The 15,915-nt window shown below is 67.7% G+C and carries 15 protein-coding genes and 1 pseudogene; 10 read left to right on the forward strand and 6 right to left on the reverse strand.

All coding sequences use genetic code 11. The annotated features are described in order from the left end of the window. Positions 1-32 precede the first annotated feature (32 nt). Positions 33-347, reverse strand: coding sequence for a hypothetical protein (locus tag HNO80_RS16830; protein WP_175324000.1), 315 nt, complete (start codon positions 345-347; stop codon positions 33-35). A gap of 296 nt (positions 348-643) precedes the next feature. On the opposite strand from HNO80_RS16830, the gene HNO80_RS16835 reads away from it, so the two are divergent. The 3 genes and pseudogenes from HNO80_RS16835 (at position 644) to HNO80_RS16845 (ending at position 6,590) form a co-directional block, all read left to right on the forward strand. Next, positions 644-2,092, forward strand: coding sequence for a DUF3375 family protein (locus tag HNO80_RS16835; RefSeq protein WP_175324001.1), 1,449 nt, complete (start codon positions 644-646; stop codon positions 2,090-2,092). A gap of 2 nt (positions 2,093-2,094) precedes the next feature. Then, positions 2,095-2,895: pseudogene (locus HNO80_RS16840) on the forward strand (DUF4194 domain-containing protein); the annotation flags it as partial. Between the two features lie 209 nt (positions 2,896-3,104). Next, complete coding sequence (locus HNO80_RS16845) at positions 3,105-6,590, forward strand: ATP-binding protein (protein ID WP_175324002.1); 3,486 nt, start codon at positions 3,105-3,107, stop codon at positions 6,588-6,590. A 34-nt stretch (positions 6,591-6,624) separates the two neighbouring features. Here the strand turns inward: HNO80_RS16845 and HNO80_RS16850 are convergent, their stop codons facing one another. Beyond that, on the reverse strand, positions 6,625-7,119 hold the full coding sequence (locus tag HNO80_RS16850; RefSeq protein ID WP_175324003.1) for an FBP domain-containing protein: 495 nt from the start codon (positions 7,117-7,119) through the stop codon (positions 6,625-6,627). Between the two features lie 397 nt (positions 7,120-7,516). Between HNO80_RS16850 and HNO80_RS16855 the strand changes: the two genes are divergently transcribed. Then, positions 7,517-8,341, forward strand: coding sequence for an SGNH/GDSL hydrolase family protein (locus HNO80_RS16855; RefSeq protein WP_349627385.1), 825 nt, complete (start codon positions 7,517-7,519; stop codon positions 8,339-8,341). A gap of 1 nt (position 8,342) precedes the next feature. On the opposite strand, the gene HNO80_RS16860 is transcribed toward HNO80_RS16855, so the two are convergent. Further along, entirely contained in the window at positions 8,343-8,630 is a 288-nt protein-coding gene (locus HNO80_RS16860; protein ID WP_175324004.1) for a YciI family protein, read from the reverse strand. 80 nt (positions 8,631-8,710) lie between these two features. Here HNO80_RS16860 and HNO80_RS16865 point away from each other — a divergent pair, with 80 nt between their 5' ends. From HNO80_RS16865 to HNO80_RS16875, 3 genes are read left to right on the forward strand one after another with little or no spacing between them, the layout of a single operon-like run. Beyond that, positions 8,711-9,205: a MarR family winged helix-turn-helix transcriptional regulator gene (locus HNO80_RS16865; RefSeq protein ID WP_175324005.1), complete on the forward strand. Its 495-nt coding sequence runs from the start codon at positions 8,711-8,713 to the stop codon at positions 9,203-9,205. 57 nt (positions 9,206-9,262) lie between these two features. After that, positions 9,263-10,024 (forward strand): SGNH/GDSL hydrolase family protein, encoded by a 762-nt coding sequence (locus HNO80_RS16870; RefSeq protein WP_175324006.1) that lies wholly within the window; start codon positions 9,263-9,265, stop codon positions 10,022-10,024. 54 nt (positions 10,025-10,078) lie between these two features. After that, complete coding sequence (locus HNO80_RS16875; protein ID WP_175324007.1) at positions 10,079-11,488, forward strand: GH1 family beta-glucosidase; 1,410 nt, start codon at positions 10,079-10,081, stop codon at positions 11,486-11,488. A 53-nt stretch (positions 11,489-11,541) separates the two neighbouring features. Here HNO80_RS16875 and HNO80_RS16880 read toward each other — a convergent pair whose 3' ends face one another. From HNO80_RS16880 to HNO80_RS16890, 3 genes are read right to left on the reverse strand one after another with little or no spacing between them, the layout of a single operon-like run. Then, positions 11,542-12,372 (reverse strand): FAD:protein FMN transferase, encoded by an 831-nt coding sequence (locus HNO80_RS16880; protein ID WP_249777417.1) that lies wholly within the window; start codon positions 12,370-12,372, stop codon positions 11,542-11,544. After that, the gene (locus HNO80_RS16885) at positions 12,356-12,868 is read right to left on the reverse strand and encodes an FMN-binding protein (RefSeq protein WP_175324008.1); all 513 of its coding nucleotides are present in this window, start codon (positions 12,866-12,868) and stop codon (positions 12,356-12,358) included. The genes HNO80_RS16880 and HNO80_RS16885 overlap by 17 nt, the downstream gene beginning before the upstream one ends. After that, positions 12,865-14,307 (reverse strand): ferredoxin reductase family protein, encoded by a 1,443-nt coding sequence (locus HNO80_RS16890; RefSeq protein ID WP_175324009.1) that lies wholly within the window; start codon positions 14,305-14,307, stop codon positions 12,865-12,867. Before HNO80_RS16890 ends, HNO80_RS16885 begins: the two co-directional genes overlap by 4 nt. A 473-nt stretch (positions 14,308-14,780) precedes the next feature. Between HNO80_RS16890 and rpmB the strand changes: the two genes are divergently transcribed. Genes rpmB through rpsN form a run of 3 tightly spaced genes read left to right on the forward strand, consistent with a single transcriptional unit; the run spans position 14,781 to position 15,494 of the window. Then, entirely contained in the window at positions 14,781-15,017 is a 237-nt protein-coding gene (rpmB, locus tag HNO80_RS16895; RefSeq protein ID WP_011693744.1) for a 50S ribosomal protein L28, read from the forward strand. Beyond that, the gene (rpmG, locus tag HNO80_RS16900) at positions 15,017-15,184 is read left to right on the forward strand and encodes a 50S ribosomal protein L33 (protein ID WP_056737121.1); all 168 of its coding nucleotides are present in this window, start codon (positions 15,017-15,019) and stop codon (positions 15,182-15,184) included. Before rpmB ends, rpmG begins: the two co-directional genes overlap by 1 nt. 4 nt (positions 15,185-15,188) lie before the next feature. After that, entirely contained in the window at positions 15,189-15,494 is a 306-nt protein-coding gene (gene rpsN / locus HNO80_RS16905) for a 30S ribosomal protein S14 (RefSeq protein ID WP_043485315.1), read from the forward strand. Positions 15,495-15,915: the final 421 nt, after the last annotated feature.

Consider the following 15,915-nt stretch of genomic DNA (forward strand, 5'->3'; position numbering starts at 1 on the left):
GAGCCCTGGATCCGCCGCGGGTGGAGGACCCTTCAGCTGTCCCGCAATACTACCCGCGGGTAGGTGCCCGTACTAGGGGAGGACTGCCCTATTAGTTCGCCGGGGAATTCTCCCGGGAGCTCCACCGTGGAGGCGTGGTGCAGCAGCCGGTCCCAGCCGGCGTTGATGCCGTGGACCAGGCCGAGCAGCACACTGGCAGCAACGAACCAGGACAGCCGGGCCGCACCCACCAGCACCAGGGCCACGAAGGCCGCTGCCATGATGAAGAGGGCTATCACGAGGGCGAAAACCAGCGTCCCGACGAACACCATGGTGCCCGTTTCCACTGCGCTTAGATCAAACTGCATTCTTCCTCCTGCACCGTCGCTTCGGCTGAACCAGTAGCCCGAGCGTAGGGTGCCGGAGGGGAACCCAACCAGAGTCTTGAGGCGCGGCGTGAAGCCTTGATACGGGATCGAAATGCTACCCGTGCGTAGGTCACGGGGTGGTCGCGGAAACCTCACCCGCAGCCCAGCCCCGCGGGCCGGCTACCCGCTGAGCGAGCGGTTCAGCAGGGATTGAGAGGCCCTGCGTTAACCTTGTAGTTGGCAGTTTTCTTAGATCCGCTGCCCGACCCCACCCTCGGCAGCGATTGGAGAATTGCGTGTCCCGTTCCGCTGTGTCCTCCGCCGACGCCATCAGCGCCCGGCTCCGGGACCTCGAACTCCTTACCAAGGGGCCGGCCTGGGCGCTGACCCGGTCGGCGCCGTGGGTGATCGCCGTGCTGCAGGCCTCCTTCACCCGCACCCGGCCGCAGCTGCCGCTGGAACAGTTCCACGCCGACGTCGACGCCTTCCTCGAGCAGCTCCGCCGCCAGGAGCCGGGGCTGGGCGGGTCCGCCAACGGCAAAGGCTTCGGCGACGAGTGGACCCGCAAGAACTTCCTGACCCGGCGGAACCAGTCGGGCCAGATCGTGTACGAAGTCACCGAGCCCGCCGCCCGCGTCCTTGCCTTCCTGGACAGCCTGTCCAGTGAACGCTCCACGCTCAACGGCTCCCGGCTCGGCACGCTGCTGGGCGACGTCGAGAAGCTCGCCAACGAGACCAACCCGGACCAGAGCGCCCGGCTGGAATCCCTGGAGGAGGAGATCGGCGAACGCCGCCAACTGATCGAGGAGATCAGCTCCGGCGAGTTTGACGGACTGCTCGACGACGAGGAGGCCGTCGAGGCGGCCGGCAACATCCTGGACCTTGCCGCGAGCCTGCCGGCGGACTACAAGAAGATGCGTGACCGGATCGAGGAGCTGGTGGGCGAGCTCCGGAACCAGATCATCGAGGAATCCCTCAGCAAGGGCGCCACCATGGCGCAGGTGCTGGAGGCTGACAAACGGCTCCGGCAGAGCCCGGAGGGCAGGACGTTCCGGTCCTTCACCGCGTTCCTCGAGGACCCGCAGCAGCAGCTTCGCTTCCGTTCCGCGATCGGGGAGGTGCTCAGCCGGCAGTTCGCGGACGAACTCAGCCAGGACGAGCGCGAGACGCTGAAGAACCTGGTGGCAGAATTGCGCAGCCAGCACAGCCAGATCCAGCGCATCTACGGCAAGCTCAGCGAAAGCCTCAACACCTACGTCCAGAGCGACGACTACCGCCAGTCCGTCCGGCTCCGAAAGGTGCTGCGGGAGGCCGAGCAGGCAATCCGATCGCTGCCCTACGAGCGCGAACGTCCCGGCCTGGTCCGAGGCCCGGTGCTCTTCAACGCCGGCTTCGAATCCCTGGCCATGGTTAAGCTCTTCGACCCGGACGAGTTTGCCGCGCCGCCGAAGCTGGCGGACCCGATCGCGTTCAGCGACTCGGACCGGGTGCGCTCGCCGCGGACCGGCAAGGCCAGCCCCGAGGCCATCCGCGCCGCGTCCGCCGGCGCCTCCACGCTGGCCGAGGCCTGGGCGCAGCTGCCGGAGGGGGAACGTCACATCAACTCCATCCGGGCCCTGCTCTCGCACGCCCTGCACCAGGGCGCCGGCTTCGACCGCGAGGCCTGGGAGCCGCTGGACTTCGAACAAATCGACGGCTCCACCCGCACCGCCTACCTGCCCGTCGTCACGCTCAAGAAGGATTGAAGATGACCGAACGTTCCCAGGAAGTGCACGACACGGAGCCGGACCAGGAGCCGCAGCACGCGCCGCAGCACGTGCCCGCCGACCCCTTCACCGTCACCCCGCGGGACACCTTCGTCGACGGCGCCGCCCTCTTCCCGGGGGACACCGGCGTGCTCCCGATGAAGGTCCGCCAGGCCCTCGTGAAACTCCTCAAAGGCCCGTACATTGACGGCGGCCGGGACGAGAAGCTGTGGACCACGCTGCTGGACAACCAGCTGATCCTGCGCAGCCGACTCTCCGAGCTCTTCCTGACGCTTCAGCTGGACCACGAACGCAAGGTGGCGGTGCTGCGCCCGGTGGACCCCGAGGCGATCGGCGGCAGCACCCGCTCCAGCATCCTGCGCCAACAGCGGGCCCTGAGCCGGGTCGAAACCATCGTGCTGCTCCGCCTGCGCCTGCTGCTGGACCGCCACGTCACGGCCCAGACCGACCCCACGATCACGCGCGAGGAAATCGCCGACCTCGTGGCCCACTACCAGCCCTCCGGCCAGCAGGACGCCCTGCGCGATTCCGACGTCGTCAACCGCGCCATCACCAAGCTCCTGGCCCGCCAGCTCCTCCTCACCACCGGCCTGGACGAGGTCTACACCATCTCCAACGCCCTCCCGCTGGCGCTCCCCTTCGAAAACATCGGCGACATCCCGGCCCAAATCGAAGCCCTGATCGCCGCCTCCACCGACCCCTCCGGCACCGAACCCCTCCTGGAACTCGACGGTGAGAACCCGGCGGAAGACGACTCGGACGACGACGGCGATGCCGCCCCCGGTGACCTGAACAGCGAGGACGACGACGGCGATGCCGCCCCCGGTGACCTGAACAGCGAGGACGACGACGGCGATGCCGCCCCGGGAGTGGCATCGGGCCTGTCGGAGCCGCGCGCTGAGCTGATCGAAGATCAGCTGCGCGGCGCAGGGGCGGGGGCGGCATCGTCGTCGTCGTCACCCAGCCCCGCCAACGACACGGAGGAAGCCAAGTGAGCATCGCGACCATGCTGCCAATGGGTGAGCTCACCAACCCCGGCCAGATGCGCCTCGCCCTCGTCCAGGTCGTCAACTGGGGCACGTTCCATGGCGCCCACACGATGCACGTGGACCGCAACGGCACCCTGCTGACCGGCAACTCCGGCGTCGGCAAGTCCACGCTGTTCGACGCGATGCTGCGGGTCTTCGATGCCCGGCCGCGCTCCAACGAGGCCGCCGCCCAGCGCGCCGGCGGCGCGGTCGAGGACAAGCGGACCACGTTCACGTACATGCGCGGAAAGGTGGGGGACAAGGCCGTCGGCGAGGGCTCGGCGAGTGCCTTCCAGCGGCCCGGGGCCACCTGGTCCGCCGTCGCACTGACGTTCGACAACGCCGCGGGTACCCGCGTGACCATCTCCGCGCTGTTCGACCTGCCGAAGAACGGCACCGAGTCCAGTGTGGGCCGGTACTACCTGATCGATAACAAGCCGCTGGACCTGGCCGCGCTGGAGGGCATCGCGGAGAAGCGGTTCACCAAGTCGGCGCTGGACGCGATCTTCCCGGATGCCCAGATCTTCGACGTCCACAAGGCCTTCGCCGAGCGCTTCCGCCGCCTGCTGGGGATCAACTCCGACCAGGCCCTGCCGCTGCTGCGCGTCATCCAAGCCGGAAAAGGCCTGGGCGGCAGCGTCAACACCTTCTTCCGCGACCAGGTCCTGGATGCGCCCGCCACGCTGGTCGCCGCGGACGACGTCGTCGAGGAATTCAGCAACCTGATGTCCATCCGGCAGCGGCTCGAGGACGTCCGGCAGCAGCGCGACCAGCTCGCTCCGGTCCCCGGACTGAACAAGGAGTATGCGCAGTCCCTGCTCGACGCGAACCGGCTCCGGGAGCTTGCGGGCGAGGAATTCGAGGCCTACAAGCAGCAACTCGCCGTCACCGTGCACGAGAAGACGCTCGCCCGGTTCAAGGACCTGGCCCAGGCGAAAGCCAAGGAACTCGGCGCCGAACGCGGCGTCCGCGACGGCCTCGCCAAGGAACTGCGCCAGCTCGAGGCGGACTACAACAACCAGGGCGGCAACGCGATCTCCGCGATCGAGCAGTCACTGGAGAACGCCCGGGTGGGCCTCAAACTCCGCCAGCAGGTGGAGGAAGCCGCCCGCAAGGCCCTGACCGACGCCGGCCTGGAGCTCGAATGGACCGCCACCGGCTGGGAGCAGGCGCACGAGCACGCCGCCGCCCGCTCGGCCGAGCTCAAGGACGACTCGGAAGCGCTCAAGGAGCTGCGCTTCGAGGCCTTCGACGGCCACGCGACCAGGAAGCGGGAGCTCGCCGCGGCTCAGCAGGAACTGGTCTCGCTCAAGACGCGCAAGTCGCTGCTGCCGCCGTCGAGCATTGAAAACCGCACCGCCATCGCGGCGGCCACCGGTGTTCCCGAGGAGCAGATGCCGTTCGGCGGCGAGCTGATCGACCTGGCCGAGGGCCACGAGCAGTGGCGTCCGGCCGCCGAGCGTGCGCTGCGCAGCCTGGCCACCACGCTGCTGGTTCCGGGCGAGCACTTCGCCGCCGTCACCCGCTACCTCAACGACCACCCGGTCCGCGGCGCGCTGCGCGCCGTGGACGTCTCGAAGCCGCTCGCCGGCGGTGCCCTGGCCGTGCAGGACGCGGCCGACGGCGACCTGCTGACCAAGCTGGACATCCTTACGGCCGGGCCGGCCGCCGAGCCGGGCGAGTGGATCCGGGAGCGGATCGCCCTCGACTTCGCCTACCCCTGCGTCGAGGACCCGGACGAGCTGGCCCGGCTCGACAAGGGGCTGAGCCTGGGCGGCGTGGTCAAGCGCAACCGCCACACGGTGGAAAAGGACGACCGCTTCACCTCCCGGCAGGACTACGTCCTCGGCTTCGACAACGCTTCCAAGCTCGAACTTGTCGCGGCGCAGGTCGAGGACCTGCAGCAGGAACTCGCCAAGGCCGCCGAACTGGCCCAAAGCCGGGAAGAGTCCCACCAGGGCCTGACCCGCCAGCTCGACGCGCTGCGCCGCGTGGCCGATGACCACCGGACCTGGGAGCAGGTTTCGGCAGCGGTCGCGGCAGACGAGCTCGCCCGGATCGAGCAGCGGCTCAGGGACGCCCTCGCCGCGCAGGCCGATCTCGAACCGCTTCGCGCCAACATCGAGGCCGCCCGGCAGAAGCACCAGTCCAGCACCGAGGCCGCCGCCGTGCTGCAAAGCGAGTACAAGGCCCTCGATGCGCAGCTCACCACGGCTGACTCCCTGCTGGACGCCGCACGGCAGCGCCTGGCCCAGCAACCGCCGTCGGACGCCACGGTCGAAGCACTGGCACCGTACTTCACGGACTTCGGCGACGTGCTGGAGATGCACGAGCTGGACAACTTGGCCAACCAGGTCCGGACCCGGCTGCTGGCCGAGCTGCACGCGGCCGACTCCCGCGGGCAGGCCACCTCGGAACGGCTCACGCGTATCTTCGAAGGCTTCGTCCGTGAATGGGGCACGGCGATCTCCGCGGATCACGGCACTTCGATCGGGGCCGCGGGGGAGTTCGAGGCCCGTTACCACGCGATTGTCAGCGACGGGCTGCCCGCGCAGGAGGCCGAGTTCCGGCAGTTCTTCAACCAGCGCACGCACGAATCCTTCAGTACGCTGCTGCACCTGTTGGACGAGGAACGCCGCTCCGTCACCAGCCGGATCCTGCCGCTGAACGGCATCCTCTCCGAGGTGAACTTCCACGAGGGCAGCTTCCTGGAGCTCGACATCAAGCAGACCCTCCCCGCCACGGCGAAACAGTTCAAGGACGCAATCCAGAACGCGCTGAAGGTCCGCCACACCCGGACGGGGAAAGCTGCCGCGCCGGCCGCCGGGGCGTCCGGCACGGAGACGGACGACGACGCCGAGCTCACCAGCCGCTACAAGTCACTCGAAACGCTCGTGAAGCGGCTCGGCTCGCAGACTCCCGAGGACCGGCGCTGGCGCGCCGAGGTGCTGGACGTCCGCGGCCACCTCTTCATCCAGTGCAAGGAGCACCGCGAGGTGCAGGGGTCCGGTTCCAAGGCGGCGGCGAAGAGCGGGAAGAAGAAGACCGAGGTCTTCATGCACGCGGACACCGGCTCGATGTCCGGCGGCGAGCGGCAGCGCTTCACGGCCTTCATCATGGCCGCGGCCCTGAGCTACCAGCTGGGGATCGCGGAGCAGGGCTTCACCACGTACGGCACGGTGATGATGGACGAGGCCTTCGTGCTGGCCTCGGAGGAATTCGCCGGCGCCGGCATCAAGGCGCTGCACGAGTTCGGGTTCCAGCTGCTCCTGGCCGCGCCGGAAAACGTGATCGACCTGTCCCGGCACCTCGGCTCGGTCACCGAGATCCTCCGGGACAAGCGCACCAACCGCTCCGGCGTCCTGACGGCCCCGGTGATCGCCCCGGGATCCGCCTCGGAGGGCACATGGCGCTCCGAGGCGAACCCGGTGGACATCGTCCTGCGCTGACCTGTTTGGGCAGCCGGCGCTGCGGTTGCCGGCGCTACGTTCCCCGGACGCGGTCCAGGAACTGCGCGGTCCGCCCCGCCAGGCCGTCGATCTGTCGGCGCACGACGGCGGCCGGATCCGGGTTGATCTCGTTCACCGGAGGTTCCACCCGCACATTGCGGCAGCACCCGAATTCGGCGCAGATCAGGGTGCCCACCGTGTTGCCGTTGCGGCCGGACTGTCCGGCACGCTTGGCCACCCACAGCAAGACGTCGTCCTTGGAGAAGATGTCGCGGCACAGCTCGCACAGAACCGAGCGGTTCTTCTTGGCGCCGCCTTCAGGGGCCCGGAGCATGATTCCGGTGGGACCGTTCGCGCCGGGCAGCACCAGATAGCCGCGCAGCGGCATCTTCCCGTCGCGCCAGCCGAGGAAGTCCAGGCTTTCCCAGTCCAGGATGTCGAAGTTCTTAGGCAGGTTGAGTTTGGCCGCTTCTGACCGACTGGCATTGATGAAGGACGAGCGGATCTGCTGGGCAGTGAGTTTTTGCATGACGGAATCTTTCGGAATCGGATGGTTCCAGCCAGGCGGGGATGAGGCGCGCCAGGGCTGGCAAGTGGGCAGGGGACTGCCAGCCTTCGACTCCGGTTGGGACCGGGCGTTACCGCGGAATCAGTCCGCGGCGGGACCGGATTGCCGGGGAAGGGCTGGCGACTGTGCGGCCGCGTAGCAGGCCAAAGAGGCCACCCCGCTGACCGTGGCAGCAGTCATCATTGCGACGCGCATGCTCACTTCCCCTATCCATCAGAGTTCTCAATTCCACGGCCGGTTAGGATTCACCGGCCGGGCCAATCCTTGCAAAGGCCTGGATGCCTGTCCAGTTTGTCGGTTCCCCGTCTGTTCACCCCGCCGTTCCTTGCCGGCCGGTTGGGCTGGATAGCGTGGACGGGTGGCCGAGAACCTTTTGCATCCGGGACCGAACGGTCGGCGGCTCTTCGTCGCCCTGGGGGACTCGTTCACGGAGGGCGTGGGGGACCACAGCAAGCGCCTGCCCAACGGGGTCCGCGGCTGGGCGGACCGGGTTGCGGAGAAGCTGGCGAAGGCGGAACCGGGCTGGGAGTACGCCAATCTCGCCATCCGGAGCAAGCGGCTTCGCCACATCATCGGCGAGCAGCTGGAACCGGCGCTTGCCATGGAACCGACCCTGGTGACCCTGTACGCCGGCGGCAACGACATCCTGGACTTCGGAACGGACATCGAAGACCTGATGGATGATTACGAATTCCTGGTGGCGAAGCTGGCCGCCAGCGGAGCCACGGTGGTGCTGTTCACGGGCTTTGACGTGAAGGTCTCGGTGCTGCTGGAGCCGCTGAAGCGACGCAACACCCTTTACAACCGGCGCGTCCGGGAGCTGGCTGCCTGGTACGGTGCGGTGCTGGTGGACTACTGGTGCTTTGACGCCTTCCACGACCCGCGGATGTGGGATGCGGACCGGCTCCACATGTCCAAGGCCGGCCACAAATACCTTGCTGCACAGGTCCTGGACCAGCTCGGCGTGCCGCACAACATCAGCCCCAAGGAGTGGGAGCCGCCGGCCCGGCTCGGCCTCCGGGACTGGGAACGCCGACAGCGCCGCTGGGTGCACGACTGGGTGCTTCCCCTCTTTGGCCGCAAGCTGCGCGGCGTCACGCTGGGGGATGAGCTCAAGCCGCGCTGGCCGGACCCGGTGAGAGTCCCGCGCAAGGGCGGGCTGAAAAAGCTGCTGGCCGGCTGAGCTAGCTGTCCAGCAGGTTTTCGTACCCGGGGGCGACGCGGCTGGCATGGAACTCCTCGACGTCGAAGTCGGCCACGCCGTTGACGTAGAAGGGGTCCTTGGCCAGTGCCGCGTCCAAGTCGGCGCGGTCCGCGTTGGACAGCAGCAGGCCGCCGGTGCGGGGGATCTTGCGGCCTGCCACCATAAAGACGCCGCGGTCGAACGCGTCCTGCAACCAGGCGACGTGCGCCGGCAGGTGGAAGTCGACGATCTCTTCGGGCACCTTGTAGGTCAGGGAGACTACGTACATAGCGCCAGCCTACCGCCTGCCCAAGACGGCGGGCAGGTCGATGTTGAACCGTCAAGCATCGAGGCTCCTAGAATAGAGCCATGACCGAACCGCGCTGGCTCAATGCCGACGAACGCCGGGCCTGGCTGGCCCAGCTGAGCATCAACACGCTGCTGCCCGCGGCGCTGGACACGCAGCTGCACGCAGCCGGGAAACTCTCGCTGTTCGACTACAACGTCCTGGCCATGCTCTCCGAAGCAGAGGGCCAGTACCTGCCCATGAGCGAACTCGCGGCACGCACCAGCGCCTCGCTGTCACGGCTCTCGCACGTGGTCACCAAACTCCAAAACCGAGGGTGGCTGGAGCGGCGGCCGCACCCGGGCGACGCCCGCGTCACCACGGCACACCTCACCGACGCCGGCATGGCCACGATCGTGGGGCTCGCGCCGGCGCATGTGGAGGCGGTCCGGGCACTGTTCCTCGACGCGCTCGATCCGGACGACGTCGCGGCCCTGGCCCGCATCGGCGAAAAGATCGTGTCCCGGCTCGACGCCGGTCACTGGATCCTGCGGGACAATAAGCTTCCTCCCGCCTAGCGGACGGCCGCATGAGGCCTCTTGGTTGCTCTCAGCAACAGATGGCAGACTGAATCCATGGATTTCACAGCCCGCTACGTTGCACTCGGAGACTCCTTTACCGAAGGCGTCGGCGACGACGACCCGGCCCGCCCCAACGGCGTGCGGGGCTGGGCCGACAGGGTGGCGGAACAGCTGGGCGCGGCCGGCCCGGGCTTCGGCTACGCCAACCTCGCCATCCGCGGACGGAAGCTCCGCCAGATCATGGCCGAACAGGTGGACGCCGCCGTCGCACTCAAACCCACCCTGGTGACCATCTACGCCGGCGCGAATGACATCCTCCGTCCCAAGATCGACATCGATGACCTGCTGGTGGAATACGACGCCGGCATCCGGAAACTGAAGGCCACCGGTGCCACCCTGGTGATGTTTACCGGCTTCGACGCGCGCGGCTCCAAGGTCTTCGGGACCATGCGGGGGCGCACCGCCATCTACAACGAACTTGTCCGCGGCATCGCCGGAGACCACGATGCCCTGCTGGTGGACTACTGGCGCTTCAACGAGTACTACGACTGGGGCATGTGGGCGACCGACCGCATGCACATGTCCGCTGCCGGCCACGCCAACATGGCCAAGCGCGTCCTCACCGTGCTGGAGCACGACCACTCGATCGATGTGCCGCCGATGACGCCGGTCCCGGAGCTCAGCCGCTCCGAGGCGCTCCGTGCGAATGCCCGCTGGGTACGCGAGTTCGCCGGGCCTTGGGTGGTGCGCCGGGTCACCGGCAAGTCCTCCGGCGACGGCCTCTCGCCGCGGTATCCTCAGCTCACCCGTCTCTAGCCAGACGCCCTCTGGCCCGATGCCGTCTGGACCGATGCAAGGAGCAGCAACAGGATGAAGAGCAGCCCCCTCACCTTCCCTGCCGGCTTCCTGTGGGGGGCTGCCACCGCGGCCTACCAAATCGAGGGGGCCGCCCACGAGGGAGGCCGCGGGGAATCCATCTGGGACGTCTTCTGCCGCGTGCCCGGGGCGGTCGCGGATGGGCATAACGGCGATGTCGCCTGCGACCACTACCACCGTTCGGCCCAGGACGTCGGGCTCATGCAGGACCTGAACCTGGCCGCCTACCGCTTCTCCATCTCCTGGGCCCGCTGCATGCCCGACGGCGTGACGCCGAACCCCGAGGGCATCGCGTTCTACTCGCGGCTGGTCGATCAACTGCTCGCTGCGGGCATTACGCCCTGGATCACGCTGTACCACTGGGACCTGCCGCAGGCGCTGGAGGACAAGGGCGGCTGGGCTGCGCGGGAAACGGCTGAGCGCTTTGCCGACTATGCGGCGGTGATGCACGAGGCGCTCGGCGACCGGGTGCGGATCTGGACCACGCTCAACGAACCCTGGGTTTCGGCCTTCCTCGGCTATGCTGCGGGCATCCACGCCCCCGGACGGCAGGACCCCGCCGCGGCGCTCGCGGCGGTCCACCACCTGCTGCTGGGCCATGGCTTTGCTCTCCGCGCACTCCGCCGGCTAGATCCTGAGGCGACCCTGGGCATCACGTTGAACCTGACGGTGGCCGATCCGGCGGATCCGGGCCGGGAAGGGGACCTCGATGCGGCCCGGAGAGTTGACGGGCAGTCGAACCGGATGTTCCTGGACCCGCTGTTCCGGGGCGAGTACCCGGCCGATGTGCTTGCCGACGTGGCCCACTTCGGCATGGCCGACGTCGTCCTGCCCGGGGATCTCGACATCATTTCGCAGCCCCTCGATCTGCTGGGCGTCAACTACTACCACGGGGACGCATTCACCACGGATCCGGCCCCGCACCCCGGACCGGCCGGAGCTCCTGCCTCACCCTTGGTCGCGGCCGACGGCGTCCGGCAGGTGCCGCGCGGACTGCCCGTCACCGGGATGGGCTGGGAGGTCCAGCCCGAGGGCCTCCGCCGGCTGCTGAACCGGCTGCAGCGTGAATACACCGGGCCGGCCGGGGTCCCGATCTACATCACGGAAAACGGCGCCGCCTTCGAAGACGTTCCGGATGCAGATGGCTTCGTGGATGACCAGGCACGGCTGGCGTTCTTCGATCAACACCTGCGGGCAGTCCACGAGTCACTGGCGGACGGCGTGGACGTCCGCGGATATTTCGCGTGGTCCCTGCTGGACAACTTTGAATGGGCCTTCGGCTATCACCAGCGCTTCGGGTTGGTCCGGGTGGACTACGAGACGCAGCGCCGCATCCCGAAGGCGAGCGGTCTTTGGTACTCGCGTGTTGCGGCGTCGAACGCGCTGCCCGCCGCGGGCGGGTAGCCGGCCCGGTCCGGGAGCGACGGTGGCGGGGGAGCGCCGGCGCGGAACCCAAGTCAGGCGCGGAACCCCGGCGTCGCGAGGATGCCGCCGTCGTTCCGAATGGCGAGCACCTCAACGTCCCAGCCGCTCGTCGCCCGGTTGAGCATGCGAACCCCGCCCGCCACGATGGCGGTCGCGAGCACATCGGCTGTGAGAATGTCCGCCGCGGCGACCGAAACTTGGCGGAACTCGCTGACGCCGGCGCCGCGGGTCCAGATGTGGTCACCTCGTTCGGCGGAGCCGGAGGTGGCCAAGGCCCTGGGGCCAGTGCTGCCGCCGGTGCTGCCGCCGGTGCTGCCGCCTAGCGGGTAGGCGGCGATCAGGGTCGTGCGGTCCTGCGGATCGACGACCCCGGCCTGCCACGCCGCCCGGCTGCCCACGATGGGTGAACCGGCCACCAGCACATCACCGCCGGCGTTCAGGCACCAGTCGGCCAGCCCCCGTGACTGCAGGAGGGCCCCGGCTTCCTTGATCGCGAACCCTTTCACCAGCCCGGAAAGGTCCGGCACTCCGTCCGGACGTTCCGGCGTGAACGCGCCCTCGGTCTGGAGGCGCCATTCGGCCGCGTCGGCGTAGCAGTCCCGGAATTCCTGCGAGGCCTCCCGCAGCGAGAGCTCCCCGCGCGCCAGCCGGCTGGCCTCGGACTCGGGCCGGTAAAGGCTGAAGCGGGCGTCGAGTTCCCCGAAACGCCGTTCGACGACGCCGGTCGCATCCGCCAGCGTGGCTTCGGCGGCCGCCGTCCAGGGCTCAGGTCCGACGGGAACGGTAAGGCTGACGACCGTCCCCATGCGCCGGAAGGTCTTGGCCTTCAGCTCCGGCCGGCCCAGCTCAGATGTGGGCTGCATCGAGGGCCGCCTGGAGCGAGGTCAGGTAAGCATCACTGGTGACGGTGGCTCCGCTGATGGTCTGCACGTTGGCCGACTGGGCCTGGAGGACCTCGGCGCGCAGCAGGGGTGCGGCGTAGTTGCTGATCTGCACCGACCGGCCGCCGTCGTCGGTGAGTTGGAGGGCGGTGACATCCGAGATGGCGCCGCCACTGACGGTGACTTGCACCTGGACCGGACCGAAGCGGGTCTGCACGACGTCGCCGGCAAAGGTGCCGTCGGCCTTCGCCGCCGCGCCGGTCGAGCTGGAGGAACCCGTGGTTCCCGAGGTTCCCGAGGACGGCGCGGAACTCCCCACCGAACCGCTCGGGCCCGCCCCGGTGGTGCCCGACCCAGTGGTGCCCGCTGTGGTGCCGACGGCGCTGGCCGTGTTCGCTACATGCGCTCCCGACTGCCAGCCGGCCACCAGGATTCCCACCGAGGCCAGGGTTGCTGAAACTACTGCGCGAATTCTCACCAGTCGAACCTTTCGTAGTGGAGTTGCTCTTCCCGCACGCCCGCCCGGCGCGCGTCATCCAGGACGTTTCTTGCCCAGTCCGCGGGTCCGCAGACGTAGACGTCTGCGTCGGCGAGGTTTGGTGCGTAGCTCGCCAGCCGGTAACCGGAGCGAGCCTCGGTTTCCGGTTGCCAGGTTTGGACGCCCCGCGGCCGACGCCCGGTCAGATGGAACAAGGTCGCGCCACGGCGTTGGCAGAGCTCGAGGATTTCATCGCCGAGGTACAGACCGGACCGGCTGTGGCCGCGGAGGATCACGGTCGCATCGCCCGGCGCGAACGGAGTGCTCTCCAGCAGGGCGCGGATGGGGGTGATGCCGATACCGGCGCCAATCATCACGACGTGCTTCCGGCTGCGGGCTGCGGTGCTGAAGAGCCCGTAAGGGCCTTCGACCGCCACCCGGGTGCCGGGCTTCAGTCGGGCCAGGCTCGCGGAGCCCTTGCCGAGGTTCCGGACGGTAATCCGCAGCCTGCCACCGCCGTCGGCGTCGAACTGCAAGGGCTCAGCGGAGAGGCTGAACGGGTGCGGGTGCCACCACTGTCCGGGGGCGAGAAAGCGCCAGATGAAGAACCGTCCGCCGCTGCCGGCCAGCTCGTCGAGATGCCGGCCCGTCATTTCGATGCTGACCACGCCGTGACCGGCGGCCACCACCCGGCTCACCCGCAGCTGATGCCGGACCGTGGCGACAATGGGCTCGAGGACCCGGTAATGCAGCAGCGCGGTGCCCGTAGCGATGCAGACCGCAAGCCAATACCAGCGCTGCCAGGTGCCTTCGGCGAAGAGTCCTCCCACGCTGAACTGGTGCGGCAGTGAGGTCAGCACGGCGGCGTAGGTCAGCAGGTGGACGGCATACCAGAACTCATAGGGAAACCGACGGCGGACGGCCACCAGGGAGGTGACGACGACGGCGATAAAAAGTGCCATGGAGACGAACGCCAGCCACATGTCGGGGACCTTGACCCACAGGGCCACTGACTCGCTGATTGGGTCGAGCCCCTCTGCCAGCCCGTAGCCGATCGCGATCAGAACGCCGTGCGCCAGCAGGAGGTACAGGGACGGCTTGCCGAGTTTGCGGTGGAATTCAAGGGCGCGGTCATGGCCCACAGCGCCGTCGATGACGGGAAGGCGTGCGGCGAGGAGCAGCATGAGCAGCACCAGGTCCATCCCGGCGAGCCCCGCGACGATCCCCATCGCTGTGAACGCTCCGGCGACGCTTGAGAATCCGGCGACGCCGCCGTCCGCCAGCCACAACGCCACGGCCCCGGCCACCGACGCCCATGCGATCACGGTGAGCAGGTCTGCTTTGAACAGCCGTTTGCGGTACTGCCCCTTGAAGGGGCTGCCGGCAGCCGGCGCCCGTCGGGCCGCAGGCTGCAAGGCAGTCTGGGTTGGTGTGTTCATGAATCCAGAATCTGCCCGGTGCCTTTCATTTTGCTGTGAAAGGACTACGCCGCTGATGTGACTTGCCTGCGCGGGGACCGTCGCCGCTTATACACCCTGCGGGCCCGGATTGGTCTTTAATTCGCCAAGCTCGTAGACTTGGTAGGCGCTAGGTGGCGCGGAGCGTGTGCAATTGCTCCGGTTGGCGGAAATGGCTGAGGAATCAGGCACTCCCGGTGGCCGGTAGTTAGGGGCTCAAGTTGCGTGCACTCCTGTATTCGCCCAGTATCCCGGCACTTCGCAGTGATTCCTTTCGGTTATCACCGCCCGGTGCCTGTGACCCACAATCTTCGCCGCAGTGAGGACTGCAGCCGGTTCAGCCGGCTGTCAGATTCCTGCGGAACGCGGGTGGGGCTGGATGCGGACGCCGCCGATCGCACGGCTACGCGGAACTCCGCCAGCCGTTTCATTTTATTTTCATTAGGAGAGTCGTCATGGCAGCACACTGCCAGGTGACCGGAGCCGAGCCGGGCTTTGGACACAGCATTTCGCACTCGCACCGCCGCAACAAGCGCCGGTTCGACCCGAACATTCAGAAGAAGCGCTACTGGGTTCCGTCCCTGCGCCGTAATGTCACCCTGCAGGTCTCTGCACGTGGCATCAAGACCATCGACGTACGCGGCATTGACGTAGTCGTCGCCGCCATCCTGGCACGAGGAGTGAAGCTCTAGTGGCAAAGGACAAGGACGTACGTCCGATCATCAAGCTCAAGTCGACCGCGGGCACGGGTTACACCTACGTGACGCGCAAGAACCGTCGTAACGACCCGGACCGTATGGTCCTGCGGAAGTACGATCCCAAAATCCGCCAGCACGTCGAATTCCGAGAGGAGCGCTAAACACATGGCTAAGAAGTCAATGATCGCTAAGAACGAACAGCGTAAAGTCATCGTCGAGCGTTACGCTGCAAAGCGCCTCGAACTGAAGAAGGCTCTGGTTGACCCCAACTCAACCGACGAAGCACGCGAAGCCGCACGCCTCGGCCTGCAGAAGCTGCCCCGCAACGCCTCGCCGGTCCGCCTGCGTAACCGCGACATCATCGACGGCCGCCCCCGCGGCACGTTCCAGAAGTTCGGTATCTCCCGTGTTCGCTTCCGCGACATGGCTCACCGCGGTGAGCTCCCGGGCATCACGAAGTCTTCCTGGTAATTCAGCACTCCTGAATCCAGTGGCTTGAAGAAGGGCCGGCAACCAAATGGTTGCCGGCCCTTCTTGCGTTTAACCCGGTGTTGCGTAACCCGGGCTCCTCGTCCCTCGGGCTCCGACGACCGCCGTCCGCTGTTCGCCGCGCGCGGGTGCCGGCATCACGCGTGGCCCCGGTGACGGAGCCCACACCGGCGACTTTCGACGCCGGACCTGGACTTCCGCGCCCGGCGACCCGTTTTGGCGCGGATTTCCGGGGATCCAGATGCCTCCGGGCCCGATTTGTTCCGGGTCCGGTTCGTGTGTAAAGTAGTTCGAGTCGCCGCCGCTGAAGCGGAAAGATAGCGACCGACCCCCTGATAAACGGCCTGGAAAATGGCGCGGAATTTAGCGCGCTTTATAAGGGCGGGGACCCTCTTCGTGGAAT

The organism is Arthrobacter sp. C9C5 (genome assembly GCF_013359735.1).
GTDB lineage: Bacteria > Actinomycetota > Actinomycetes > Actinomycetales > Micrococcaceae > Arthrobacter.